We start from the raw sequence: 11,525 nt of genomic DNA on the forward strand, positions 1-11,525 counted from the left end.
GGGCCCGCCCGGCCAGGGCAAATTCTCCCCCCCCCCCCCCGGCCCCCCCGGGGGGGCCCCCCCGGGGCCGGCCGCCGTTCCCCCCCGGGGCGGGCCCGCGTGCGTGGGGCCGGGTGATCGACGCCGGCGGCTCCAGGAGCCGGACAGGCATCAGGCGCCGGAGCGGACCTCAGGTGCCGGAGCGGGCCTCAGGTGCCGGAGCGGACCTCAGACGCCTGAGCGCTTCAGGGGCGCTCCGCCGCCCCCGCCGCGAACGGTCCCCCCGGCCCGAAGGCGAACCCTCCGAAGCGCTCGCCGATGCGGCGGTGGGCGGCGGCGCACGGGTGGAGCCGGTCGGGCAGCGGCAGCTCGGTGTGGTCGGCCTCGCCGTACAGGGCCAGGCCGTCCAGGTGGAAGAGATACGGGTCCGACGCCGCCCGCTCCGCCACGATCCGGGCCAGCTCCTCCCGTACGACGCGCAGCGTCAGCTTCCCGCGAGCCGCGTCGGCGGGGTCGCCCAGCGCCGTGAACCCGACCTGCCCGCCGGAGACGTCCGGGGCGGCGGGCCCCGGGGTGTCCTCCTGCGCGGGGCAGAGGAGGGGCGAGACGACGAGCAGCGGCGCGGTGGGATGCCCGTCGCGAACGGTGTCGAGGAAGCCGTGCACGGCAGGCCCGAAGTCGCCCACCCCCATCGCATCGCGGTTGACGAGGTTGATGCCGACCTTGACGCTGATCAGATCGGCGGGGGTGTCCCGCAGGGTGCACGCGGTGAACGGGTCGAGGAGCGCGCTGCCCGCCAGCGAGAGGTTGACCAGCTCCACGCCTCCCGCCGCGGCGGCCAGGGCGGGCCAGGCGGTGGCTGAGCTGTCGGCCGCCGAGCCCTGACTGATGGAGCTGCCGTGGTGCAGCCAGACCAGCCGCCCGTCCGGCTCCGGGGCTGCCACGGGCGCGTCGGTGCGCAGGGCGATCAGCTCGGTGGTCTCGGTGTACGGCAGCCAGATCTCGACGGTCTTCTCCCGCGCGTGCAGCCCGGTGAAGGACACGGTCCCGGGGCTGCCGGGAAACAGCTCCCGCGATCCGTCGGACAGATCGACCATCAGTACGTTGCCGCCGCTCGCCGAGGCCCGGCCGGCGGGTTCCCCGTCGACGTACAGGTCGTACGCGCCGTCCGGGCGGGGCGGGAGACCCCGGTGGGCCATCACCGTGCGCAGGACGTCCAGTTCGACGGCGGTGGCCCGGGTACGGAAGACCACGCGGACGCCCGATGGCTCCGACTCCGCCTGAGCCACCTGCTCGTCGCCGCCGAACCGGGCGCGGGCCGGGGCGGGCAGCCGGAGGTCGAGGAGGCCGCCGCGCCCGGTGTGGTCCAGTTCGAGCGCGCCGCGCACGAGGTCGCCGGTGAGCGGGGTGCTGATCCAGTCGCGCGAGTCGTCCATGCGCTCAGCCTGTCCACCGGACGCGGAGGCGAAGCAGTGCGGGCTCGTCAGGCCTTCGGGCGGCCCATCGCCCGGTACGTCCACCCGGCCTCGCGCCACACAGCGCTGTCCAGGGCGTTGCGCCCGTCCAGGATGATCCGGCGGGAGACGGCCTCACCCAGCTCCGCCGGGTCCAGCTCGCGGAACTCGCGCCACTCCGTCAGGTGCAGCACCACATCCGCGCCGCGCACGGCCTTCAGCGCGGAGTCGGCGTAACCGAGGGTCGGGAAGAGCCGCCGGGCGTTGTCCATCCCCTTCGGGTCGAACACGGTCACCTGGCCGCCCTGGAGGTGGATCTGCCCGGCGACGTTGAGCGCGGGGGAGTCGCGTACGTCGTCGGAGTCCGGCTTGAACGCGGCGCCCAGGACGCCCACCCGCTTACCGAGGAACGAACCGCCGCCCACGGCCTCCCGGGCCAGCTCGACCATGTGGCCGCGGCGGCGCATGTTGATGGAGTCGACCTCGCGGAGGAAGGTGAGGGCCTGGTCCGCGCCCAGCTCTCCGGCGCGGGCCATGAAGGCGCGGATGTCCTTGGGCAGGCAGCCGCCGCCGAAGCCGATGCCGGCCCGCAGGAACTTCTTGCCGATGCGCTCGTCGTGCCCGATGGCCTCGGCGAGCTTCACGACGTCGCCGTCGGCGGCCTCGCAGACCTCGGCCATGGCGTTGATGAAGGAGATCTTGGTGGCGAGGAAGGAGTTGGCGGAGGTCTTCACCAGCTCGGCGGTCGGGAAGTCGGTGACGACGAACGGCGAGCCCTCGGCCGCCGGCACGGCGTACACCTCGCGCAGCAGCTTCTCGGCGGTCTCGCTGCGCACGCCCACCACGATCCGGTCGGGGTGGAGGGTGTCCTTGACGGCGAAGCCCTCGCGGAGGAACTCCGGGTTCCAGGCCAGCTCGGCCCCGGCCCCCACCGGAGCCAGCTCGGCGAGCCGGTCGGCGAGGCGGGCGGCGGAGCCCACGGGGACGGTCGACTTGCCGACGACCAGGGCGGGCCGGGTCAGATGCGGGGCGAGCGCGTCGAAGGCGCTGTCGACGTAACTCATGTCGCACGCGTACTCGCCGTGCTTCTGCGGGGTGTTCACACAGACGAAGTGGACGTCGCCGAACTCCGCGACCTCCTCCCAGGAGGTGGTGAAGCGCAGCCGCCCGGTGGATCCCGCGATGCCCGCCACATGCCGCTGGAGCATCTCCTCGAGCCCCGGCTCGTACATCGGCACGCGCCCGCTGGACAGCAGCTCGATCTTCTCCGGCACGATGTCCAGCCCCAGGACCTCGAAGCCCAGCTCGGCCATGGCCGCGGCATGGGTGGCGCCGAGATAGCCGGTGCCGATCACAGTGATCCTGAGGGCCATGGAGTGCTCCTGGGAGGTACGGACGGACGTGCGGACCGAGCATAGTCGGGGACCGGCAGGCCGGAATTCACCGCTCGATCTGCCCGGAGGATCCCCTATGTCCCACCCCTGTCGGCAAGCTCACGTACGCGGCACGTATGCCGTCGGAGGGTCGGCGCACTAAAATTGAGTTACTTAACGGTAGTTAGCATCTGGGGAGTGAGCGTCTTGGCGGGTTCGACCGATTTCGACCTGTACCGTCCGGCCGAGGAGCACGACATGCTCCGGGAGACCATCCGCGCGCTCGCCGAGACGAAGATCGCCCCCTTCGCCGCCGCGGTCGACGAGGAGGCCCGCTTCCCGCAGGAGGCGCTGGACGCCCTGGTCGCCTCGGACCTGCACGCCGTCCACGTCCCGGAGGAGTACGGCGGGGCCGGCGCCGACGCGCTCGCCACGGTGATCGTGATCGAGGAGGTGGCCCGCGCCTGTGCCTCCTCCTCCCTGATCCCGGCGGTCAACAAGCTCGGCTCGCTCCCGGTGATCCTCTCCGGCTCCGAGGAGCTGAAGCGGAAGTACCTGGGCCCGCTGGCCAAGGGCGACGCGATGTTCTCGTACGCCCTCTCGGAGCCGGACGCCGGCTCGGACGCGGCGGGCATGAAGACGAAGGCCGTGCGCGACGGCGACTTCTGGGTCCTCAACGGCGTGAAGCGCTGGATCACCAACGCGGGCGTCTCCGAGTTCTACACGGTCATGGCCGTCACCGACCCGACCAAGCGCTCCAAGGGAATCTCGGCGTTCGTCGTCGAGAAGTCCGACGAGGGCGTCTCCTTCGGCGCCCCGGAGAAGAAGCTCGGCATCAAGGGCTCCCCGACCCGCGAGGTCTACCTCGACAACGTCCGCATCCCCGCGGACCGCATGATCGGCGAGGAGGGCACGGGCTTCGCCACCGCGATGAAGACCCTGGACCACACCCGCATCACGATCGCGGCCCAGGCCCTCGGCATCGCCCAGGGTGCGCTGGACTACGCCAAGGGGTACGTCCAGGAGCGCAAGCAGTTCGGCAAGCCGATCGCGGACTTCCAGGGCATCCAGTTCATGCTCGCCGACATGGCGATGAAGCTGGAGGCGGCGCGTCAGCTCACGTACGCGGCGGCGGCCAAGTCCGAGCGCGGCGACGCCGACCTCACCTTCCAGGGCGCGGCGGCCAAGTGCTTCGCCTCGGACGTCGCGATGGAGGTCACCACGGACGCCGTCCAACTGCTCGGCGGCTACGGCTACACGCGGGACTACCCGGTCGAGCGGATGATGCGCGACGCCAAGATCACCCAGATCTACGAGGGCACGAACCAGGTCCAGCGCATCGTGATGGCGCGCAACCTGCCGTAACGGCCTTCTGCGCAACGCTGCTTACTACGGCCCCCGGTGACACTGCCGGGGGCCGTACGCATGCGCCTAGGGTGGACCGATGATCATCTGGCTGAACGGAACCTTCGGCGCGGGCAAGACCACCACCGCGAAGGAGGTGACCTCGCTCCTCCCGGACTCCCGGCTCTTCGACACCGAGAAGGTCGGCGAGATGCTCCGGCACGTCCTCGGCGTCCCGGAGAAGGACTTCCAGGACTTCCCACCCTGGCGGGGTCTGGTCGTGGAGACCGCGCGGCAGGTGCTCGACCATGTCGGCGGCACGCTGGTGGTCACGCAGACCGTGCTGGTCGAGGCGTACTGGCAGGAGATCCACGACGGCCTGACCCGGGCCGGCATCCCCGTGCACCACTTCCTGCTCCACACCGACCGGGACACCCTCGTCGAGCGCATCGAGACCGACACCAAGCCCGAGAGCGCCGGTGCCAAGCAGTGGCGGCTGGACCACCTCACCGACTACGAGCAGGCACTTCCCTGGCTCCGCCGGGAGGCTCAGGTGGTCGACACCACTCGTGTCCCGCCCGCCGAGGTGGCGGAGACCGTCCTGCGAGGGGTACGCACCGGCTGACCGCCCTGCCGGGTCAGCGGACGACGTCGAACACGTTCTTCTGGATGCCGTTCGCGTACACCTCGTGCTCGACCAGCTTCAGCTTCTGCTGGTCCTTGTCCGTCGTGCTGAACAGCCGCTTGCCCGCGCCGAGCAGGAGCGGGAAGACCAGCAGGTGGTACCGGTCGATCAGGTCGGCGTCGGCGAGGTTCCGGTTCAGCTCGGTGCTGCCGTGGACGATGATCGGGCCGCCCTCGGTCTCCTTCAGCGCGGCGACCTCCTCCAGCGACCGCAGGATCGTGGTCTCGCCCCAGTCGGACACCAGGTCGCCGTCGGTCAGCTTGGTGGAGACGACGTACTTCGGCATCGCCTTGTACCCGGTGAACTCCTCCATGCCCGGCCACACCGGGCTGAACGCCTCGTAGCTGGCCCGGCCCAGCAGCAGGGCGCCGGCCTCGTCCTGTTCCCGGCTCTTGAGCTCGTACGCCTCCGGCAGGAACTCGATGTCCTTGAACGTCCACCCCGAGTTCCGGTAGCCGGGCTCGCCGCCCGGGGCCTCCATGACGCCGTCGAGCGAAACGAAGGCGGTGCTGATCAGGGTGCGCATCGGGGGCTCCTGGGTATCTCGTACGGGCATCTCGTGGCCAGCGGGTGTTTCGTTGGGCACCCACTCTCTTACGGATGTACTGACCGAACACCCCACCGAAACTCATCGGTCCAGCCAGGCCCATCCGTCCGGCTCTCCCGTGGCCACGGCCGGTAGCCTCCCTCCCCATGACCGAAATCGACCGGCTGACCGCCCTCTTCAGCGCCCTGGGGGCGGATGCCGACGCCCGGGACTGGGCCGAGTCCGAGGCGGAGGAGGGGCTGCCGCAGCTCGCCCGCTACCGCCTCCTGCGGACGGTCTGGCAGGACGTCGACGCCTGGGGCACGGCCGCCCGGCAGTGGGTGGACGCCTACCGGACGGACGGGGCGGCGGCCGACGCCGTCGACCTGGCCCTCACGGCCGGGCTCACCCCCGAGGACCTCGGCGCGCTGGCCCGCGAGGTCGCCAGGGAGACCGCGTTCGGGGTGCTGTACGCCTTGGCGGACCCGGCGGACGGGTCGCTCCCCGCCGACGTCGAGGAGCAGTTGCCCGGCTGGCGGCTCGCGGAGCTGAACGCCGCCGGCGTACCGACCGGCCGCCATCTCGACGCCCTCCACGAGGACTTCGCCGAACTCGAACCGAAGGGGATCGCGCCGTGACGGATGTGACCGACGTGACCGATGTGGCCGACACGACGGGCGTGACCGACGTGACCGACGTGGCCCCCGCGCCCACCCCCTTCGACCACGCCGAGCGGCGCATCTGGTCCGGCAAGGCCGAGCCGTACGCCCGTACCTACGCCCGGCTCTGCGCTCACCCGGTGGCGGCCCTCCTCGACGCCGCCGAGGTCGGGCCCGGCAGCCGCGTCCTCGACGTTGGCTGCGGCAGCGGGACCGTGAGCGCGGCGGCAGTCGCACGCGGGGCGTCCGTGTACGCGGCCGACGCCGAACCCGGCATGGCGGAGGCGACCCGCCGGGCCGTGCCGACCGCCGACGTACGGGTCGCGCATCTTCCGGAACTGCCGTACGAGGACGGCACGTTCGACGCGGCCATCGGCAACTTCGTCCTCAACCACGTGGGCCGCCCCCGCGAAGCCCTGACCGAACTGCGCCGCATCACCCGCCCCGGCGGCCGGGTGGCGGTCACCATCTGGCGTTCGCCCGGAGCCCCCGGCCAGACCCTGATCGGCCGCGCGATACAGGCGGCCGGCCTCACGCGCCCCGACTGGCTCCCCGCACTCGCCCCCGAGGACGACTTCCCCCGTACGCCGGAGGGGCTCGCGGCCCTGCTCGGTGCGGCCGAACTCCTGGGGGTGGAGTGCTCCGAGGTGGCGTGGGAGCACCGCTGCGACCCGGACACCTGGTGGGAGGGGGCGGAGCGGGGGATCGGCGCGCTCGGCCAGGTTCTCAACAGCCGGGGGGTGCAAGGGATCGCGGAGGCCCGGCGCGCGTACGACGGACTCTGCGCCGAATTCCGTACGGCGGACGGCCTTTTGGTGCTGCCGCACGCCGCGTTGCTGGCGTGGGGGAAAGCGTAGGGGGCGCCTCGTGGTCGGAGACCCATTGTCAGAGAATCGCTTGGTGCCCTCTCGAACGCCGCTGCCGCAGAGCCTGTGTCATGGTGCGCTCAGCCGGGAGACGGCGGAGCTGATCGACGACGGCCAGGGAGGCGAGATCAGCACGGACGAGTGGGAGAGCAAGGGTAAGAGTGCCGACTACGTGTTCAAAGCATGCTCCGTGCAGCGCGCCAATCGTGCCCTCGCAGGATGAGGAGAACCTGGCCAGGCTGAAAGAGAAGCGGCCCGTCGCCGCAGACGTCGCCCTGCGCAACAACGTGACCGTGATGCGGGAAGTAGCCACCAGGCTCGCCGAGCGGTACGACTGCACCGACACCGGCTGACGGTCAGGCGTACCGCGGCAGACCGTCAGTCGAGATCGTCCACTCGGCGATCGTGACGTCCTCGCCGTACTGGAAGTCCTTACGGGTCGCGTAACGCGGCCCCTCCGGCGTCCTGTGGATGTCCGACAGAACGGCCCCGGAGCCGGTGCGCGGGTCGAAGATCGCGTAGACGGGAATGCCCAGAAGCGGGTAGTCACGTACCTTGCTCACCCAGTCGTTGTCCGGGTTGGAGCCTGAGACCACTTCGATCGCCGCGATGAGGGTTTGAGGGTCGACCGATCCGGCGACCTCCATGTCTGCCTCCGCGATCACCATCACGTCCGGGTGGCGCATCATGCCGTGCTGGACGCTCTCCACGTCGGGCGTCCCGGTGTGGGCGACCAGTTCCTCCGGCATGACGTGTTCCATGCGCTTCCGGATACGCAGCGTCGTGAGCTCGTGAGGGCCGACAGGCGCCATCATGTCGTGAACGATCCCTTCCCGGGTGATCTCGAATTTGCCGGGAAGCGCGCCGTCCGTGTTCGCGACGAAATCCCTCATGGCTTGGTAGAGGTGGGCGTCACGCCGTGCGTCGTCCGGGGCGATGGTCATCGTGCCCACTCCTCGTCGTCGGTGCCCGGGGGCCAGGATCGTCCCCTTCATGCTAGGCCGCCTCCCAGCGCCCGGCCCGGCAGTCGCGGCAGTGGCCCGGGTGGTGCGAGCGGAAGGCCCGGTCGCAGTCCTCGCAGGTCTGGAACGGGGTCACCGGCGCACGGCGAGGCGGCGCGAGGGCGTGGAGGCCGGGGAGCGGCGGCGGCAGGAGGACCGTGAGGCGGTGTTTGAGGAGCCTCGCCGGGTGCTTCAGCGGGTGCGGGAGGTCGGTCGTGAGGGCGTGCCGGATCGCGTCGGTGGTCGCGTCGCGCTCCAGCCAGGCGGCCACCCCGGGGACCAGCTCCTCGACGTCCTCCTCCGACAGCACCAGCTCCTCCGCGTGACGCCGCAGGTCGGCGAGGAGCGCCGAGGCGGTCTGCCTCAGCTCCGGAGTGAGCGCGTGGGGGTGGGGGAGCGGCCGGCGTGGCTGCTTGGGTGCGGTCCGCGACGGTAAGCGGACCGGGGCGTACGGGGCTTCCGGCGCGGGGACGGGCTCCGGTACGGGGGTCGGCTCGGGTACGCGGATGGGCTCCGGTGCGGCGGTGGGCTCCGGTACGGCGGTGGGCTCCCGCACCGGTGCCGGAAGCTCCGGTACGCGGATGTGTTCCCGTACGAGGGCAGGCGTGGGCCCAGGGTTGCGTACCGCGGGGCCCACCACGGGCACGGCAGCCACCACGGGCACAGCACGCACAGCAGGCATCACGGGCACCGCCCCCGGCTGGTTGCAGAACACCGTGCGGGTGGCCACCCGGCCCCTCGTGAGCCTCACGCGGGTGCGGTGCAGGTAGCCGTGAGCCTCCAACTCGCGCAGGGCGGAGGCGATTTTCACCTCGCCCTCGGGGAAGCGGGCCGCGAGCGTCTTGATGCCGACCTCTGCTCCGGCGGGCAGCGACTGGATGTGGACGCCGATCCCGATCGCGACGAGGGACAGCTCGGCGTGCTGGGCGAGGTGGTTGCCGACGATCGTGAACCGGCTCGTGTGCGGGATCACGGCGTGAAGGACGCCGGAGGGCGGTACGGGCCCGGGAATTCGGGCCGGGGCATGGGTCAGGGCGATATCGTGCTGGGTATCCATCGGGAAGCGTTCTCTTCCGTGGTGGTCAGGTCCTCGCTCGGGATTGCCGTCCCGGCGGGGGCCGTCTCATGTCTGGGTGTTGGTCAGCGTGAGCATATGCCTGCCAACCCGGCCAGAATCCAGCTCAGTTCATGAATCTCACCCGCGCGAGTGACGGGCCCCTCCCGCAGCTGACCACCGGCATCAGGTGGGGTGGGGTTGGGTTATTTCTCCTGGTTCTTTAAGTAGTTGATGTCGTGGCCCACCACGTCGCGGTCGGCCACGATCCGGTGGACCCGCACCGGGTCGTGATGCGCCACGACCCGGGTGTGAGCAGCGGTTTCGGCACGGTCATGGCCACCGCGGGGCGGCAGATCGGACTCCGGCGGGAGGTCGCAGGGCTCCGCGCCGCCGAGCTCCGCCCTTCTTTCGTGTTCCTCCCGTCCTCCCGTCCTCCTCCCGTACGTCTCCGGCAGTTGAGGCATACGCCTCTGTTGCGGAACCCCTGATCCCGGCGGCCCTCTTCGGCACACTGAGTGCATGGACCATCACTCGGGGAAGTCGTCGGATCACCTCACGATCAATGTCACCCGCCGCGACGACCCGGTTTCCGAGGTCACCGAGGCGGATGCCTTCGCGTCGGTTCGCAAGTATCCGAACATCGTGGTTCGCGGGCCGCTGTTCGGGCTCGCCGAGCAGCGGCGCGGCGACCGGCCGCGCTGGCGTCTGCTGGGTGAACTCGACACCGGCTTCCCGCAGATGGCCCGGGACGAGCTGAACTCGCACCTCTGGTTCAAGGCCAAGGACGACACCGAGGACCGGACCGTGCGGCGGTCGCTGCTGGAGGCCGTGGCCCGGCTGGAGACCGATCCGGTCAACGAGGTGACGGCGGACGGGGTCCGCTACCGCATCGTGCGGGCCGACGAGTTCACCCGGATCGGCGACGGGCGCCTGGAGCCGCCCCGGGCCACCGACCCGGACGACGACGGCTGGGACCTGGACGCACCCGACCCGCCCTCCCGCAGCAAGGGCTTCGTGGTCGACCACGCGGCCGCAGTCGGGCTGACCGAGGGGATCGACCGGGCCGGGCTGCTGCGGCTCGCCTACACCGCGGAGCGATTCCCCGGCGACGTACGGGCCGACTCCCGCCGGGCGGTGACCACTCACCCGGGGGTCGTGCTCCTCCCGACGACGTTCCGGGTGGTGGAGAGCAAGGAGCTGTCCTGGTCGATGGTGACCGGGCAGTATTCGACCCCGCAGGGCGCCCGACGCGCCCTCGTCCACCACCTCACACGGCCCGTGCCCCAGCTGCCGGATCTGCCGGACATGCCCGAGCTGCCCGCATGGATGAAGGTGGACGAGAAGGAGCAGGCCGTCAACGAGCGGGCCGCGAAGAAGTTCATGGCGCGCCGCAGGCCCAATGAACTCGTGCTGCGGGGACGCCGGTTCCAGGTCGTGCGGGTCGAGCGCGTGATGCGGATCGGGCCGGACGGGCCGGAGAGGCCGCGCCCGTCCGACGTGGACGACTACGGCCCCTCCAAGATCCAGCCCACCATGGACGAGCACGGCGTCGTCACCTACGGCGACTAGGCATGGTCCGGCCGATCATGTGACTACTCCGCTCCCGAGCGCAGCGGACAGGCGAGCCGAGACGCGAGGACGACGCACCGATGACCGACCGGACCTGTCCTGGTCGGTCAGGTGTCATGATCACTCAGCGGCCTCGCATCCCGGCACGTCAACCGGCGGCCCGGGCCGCACCGCGGCAGCGGACCGAAGAAGGGAAACGGCATGCGCAGGCTCGTCCACTACATCGCCACCACTCTCGACGGCTTCATCGCGGGCCCGGACGGCGCGGACCCCACCGGTCCGAACGGCTTCTGGCCCATACCCGAGGACTACATCCAGCACCTCGTGGCCGAGTACCCGGAGACGCTGCCCGTCCATGTCCGGCAGGCACTGTCCGTCACGGCGGAGGGCACGCACTTCGACACCGTGCTCGAGGGGCGGCGCACCTACGAGATCGGTCTTGCGGCCGGAATCACAGATGCCTACCCCCACCTGCGTCACCTGGTGTTCTCCCGGACCCTGACCGAGAGCCCGGACCCCTCTGTCGAACTGGTCGCCGACGACCCGGTGGCGACCGTACGGGAGCTCAAGCAGCAGGACGGCAAAGACATCTGGCTGATCGGCGGCGCCGAGCTGGCGGGCTCCCTGTACGCCGAGATCGACACACTGATCCTCAAGGTCGGCCCGCTGACCATCGGCGACGGGATCCCGCTGTTCTCCCGCAAGGCTGCTTTCGATCCGCGCACCTGGACGCTCGCCGACCACACCGTTCTCAAGAGCGGCGCGGTGTTCCTGACCTACACGCGCGTCAACGGCTGATCGCGGCTCGTGCAGGTGGCTTTCGGGCGTACGCGCGGCGCCCGATTGCCTCGCACATCGGTTGGGGAACGCGGCCGAACAGCAGCGGGGGGGGGCCCGCCCGGGCAGGCGCCCCCGGGGCGGCCCCCGGCCGGCGGGGGACCGCCCCCCCCCCCCCCCCCCGCCGAGGAGCGGGCGGGCGGGGAGCCGGGGGATGGGGGGAGCCCACGCCCGC

14 protein-coding genes are annotated in these 11,525 nt (G+C 71.2%); 9 read left to right on the top strand and 5 right to left on the bottom strand.

Annotated features, from left to right (window positions below):
* Positions 1-224: 224 nt before the first annotated feature.
* Entirely contained in the window at positions 225-1,415 is a 1,191-nt protein-coding gene (locus tag JS521_RS16455; protein WP_205083741.1) for a GDSL-type esterase/lipase family protein, read from the bottom strand.
* Positions 1,416-1,462: 47 nt separating this feature from the next.
* Positions 1,463-2,806, bottom strand: coding sequence for a UDP-glucose dehydrogenase family protein (locus JS521_RS16460; protein WP_205083742.1), 1,344 nt, complete (start codon positions 2,804-2,806; stop codon positions 1,463-1,465).
* Between the two features lie 207 nt (positions 2,807-3,013).
* On the opposite strand from JS521_RS16460, the gene JS521_RS16465 reads away from it, so the two are divergent.
* Positions 3,014-4,171 carry an acyl-CoA dehydrogenase gene (locus tag JS521_RS16465; protein ID WP_205083753.1) on the top strand — a complete coding sequence of 386 codons (1,158 nt, stop codon included), beginning with the start codon at positions 3,014-3,016 and terminating at the stop codon, positions 4,169-4,171.
* Between the two features lie 79 nt (positions 4,172-4,250).
* Positions 4,251-4,775, top strand: a complete 525-nt coding sequence (locus tag JS521_RS16470) for a P-loop nucleotide/nucleoside kinase family protein (protein WP_205083743.1) — start codon at positions 4,251-4,253, stop codon at positions 4,773-4,775.
* A 13-nt stretch (positions 4,776-4,788) separates the two neighbouring features.
* On the opposite strand, the gene JS521_RS16475 is transcribed toward JS521_RS16470, so the two are convergent.
* Positions 4,789-5,361, bottom strand: a complete 573-nt coding sequence (locus JS521_RS16475) for a dihydrofolate reductase family protein (protein ID WP_205083744.1) — start codon at positions 5,359-5,361, stop codon at positions 4,789-4,791.
* 167 nt (positions 5,362-5,528) lie between these two features.
* Between JS521_RS16475 and JS521_RS16480 the strand changes: the two genes are divergently transcribed.
* Genes JS521_RS16480 through JS521_RS36685 form a run of 4 tightly spaced genes read left to right on the top strand, consistent with a single transcriptional unit; the run spans position 5,529 to position 7,239 of the window.
* On the top strand, positions 5,529-5,999 hold the full coding sequence (locus JS521_RS16480; RefSeq protein ID WP_205083745.1) for a hypothetical protein: 471 nt from the start codon (positions 5,529-5,531) through the stop codon (positions 5,997-5,999).
* Positions 6,000-6,058: 59 nt separating this feature from the next.
* The gene (locus JS521_RS16485; RefSeq protein WP_205083754.1) at positions 6,059-6,877 is read left to right on the top strand and encodes a class I SAM-dependent methyltransferase; all 819 of its coding nucleotides are present in this window, start codon (positions 6,059-6,061) and stop codon (positions 6,875-6,877) included.
* Between the two features lie 43 nt (positions 6,878-6,920).
* Complete coding sequence (locus JS521_RS36680) at positions 6,921-7,109, top strand: hypothetical protein (RefSeq protein WP_239487371.1); 189 nt, start codon at positions 6,921-6,923, stop codon at positions 7,107-7,109.
* On the top strand, positions 7,093-7,239 hold the full coding sequence (locus JS521_RS36685; protein WP_239487372.1) for a hypothetical protein: 147 nt from the start codon (positions 7,093-7,095) through the stop codon (positions 7,237-7,239). The genes JS521_RS36680 and JS521_RS36685 overlap by 17 nt, the downstream gene beginning before the upstream one ends.
* Before the next feature lie 3 nt (positions 7,240-7,242).
* On the opposite strand, the gene JS521_RS16495 is transcribed toward JS521_RS36685, so the two are convergent.
* Together JS521_RS16495 and JS521_RS16500 are read right to left on the bottom strand one after the other, a co-directional pair.
* On the bottom strand, positions 7,243-7,830 hold the full coding sequence (locus JS521_RS16495) for a Uma2 family endonuclease (protein ID WP_205083746.1): 588 nt from the start codon (positions 7,828-7,830) through the stop codon (positions 7,243-7,245).
* A 52-nt stretch (positions 7,831-7,882) separates the two neighbouring features.
* The gene (locus JS521_RS16500; protein WP_205083747.1) at positions 7,883-8,944 is read right to left on the bottom strand and encodes a helix-turn-helix domain-containing protein; all 1,062 of its coding nucleotides are present in this window, start codon (positions 8,942-8,944) and stop codon (positions 7,883-7,885) included.
* A gap of 236 nt (positions 8,945-9,180) precedes the next feature.
* Between JS521_RS16500 and JS521_RS16505 the strand changes: the two genes are divergently transcribed.
* The 3 genes from JS521_RS16505 (at position 9,181) to JS521_RS16515 (ending at position 11,311) form a co-directional block, all read left to right on the top strand.
* Positions 9,181-9,432 carry a hypothetical protein gene (locus JS521_RS16505; RefSeq protein WP_205083748.1) on the top strand — a complete coding sequence of 84 codons (252 nt, stop codon included), beginning with the start codon at positions 9,181-9,183 and terminating at the stop codon, positions 9,430-9,432.
* A gap of 31 nt (positions 9,433-9,463) precedes the next feature.
* Positions 9,464-10,513, top strand: coding sequence for a DUF5954 family protein (locus tag JS521_RS16510; protein ID WP_205083749.1), 1,050 nt, complete (start codon positions 9,464-9,466; stop codon positions 10,511-10,513).
* A gap of 201 nt (positions 10,514-10,714) precedes the next feature.
* Positions 10,715-11,311 carry a dihydrofolate reductase family protein gene (locus JS521_RS16515; protein ID WP_205083750.1) on the top strand — a complete coding sequence of 199 codons (597 nt, stop codon included), beginning with the start codon at positions 10,715-10,717 and terminating at the stop codon, positions 11,309-11,311.
* Positions 11,312-11,525: the final 214 nt, after the last annotated feature.

The organism is Streptomyces durocortorensis, assembly GCF_016901035.1.
Taxonomy (GTDB): domain Bacteria; phylum Actinomycetota; class Actinomycetes; order Streptomycetales; family Streptomycetaceae; genus Streptomyces; species Streptomyces durocortorensis.

Coding starts and splice junctions, on each gene's coding strand:
- JS521_RS16460 (WP_205083742.1), bottom strand. CDS start 2,806: ATGGCCCTCAGGATCACTGTGATCGGCACCGGCTATCTCGGCGCCACC.
- JS521_RS16515 (WP_205083750.1), top strand. CDS start 10,715: ATGCGCAGGCTCGTCCACTACATCGCCACCACTCTCGACGGCTTCATC.
- JS521_RS16470 (WP_205083743.1), top strand. CDS start 4,251: ATGATCATCTGGCTGAACGGAACCTTCGGCGCGGGCAAGACCACCACC.
- JS521_RS16495 (WP_205083746.1), bottom strand. CDS start 7,830: ATGACCATCGCCCCGGACGACGCACGGCGTGACGCCCACCTCTACCAA.
- JS521_RS16480 (WP_205083745.1), top strand. CDS start 5,529: ATGACCGAAATCGACCGGCTGACCGCCCTCTTCAGCGCCCTGGGGGCG.
- JS521_RS16500 (WP_205083747.1), bottom strand. CDS start 8,944: ATGGATACCCAGCACGATATCGCCCTGACCCATGCCCCGGCCCGAATT.
- JS521_RS16510 (WP_205083749.1), top strand. CDS start 9,464: ATGGACCATCACTCGGGGAAGTCGTCGGATCACCTCACGATCAATGTC.
- JS521_RS16475 (WP_205083744.1), bottom strand. CDS start 5,361: ATGCGCACCCTGATCAGCACCGCCTTCGTTTCGCTCGACGGCGTCATG.
- JS521_RS16455 (WP_205083741.1), bottom strand. CDS start 1,415: ATGGACGACTCGCGCGACTGGATCAGCACCCCGCTCACCGGCGACCTC.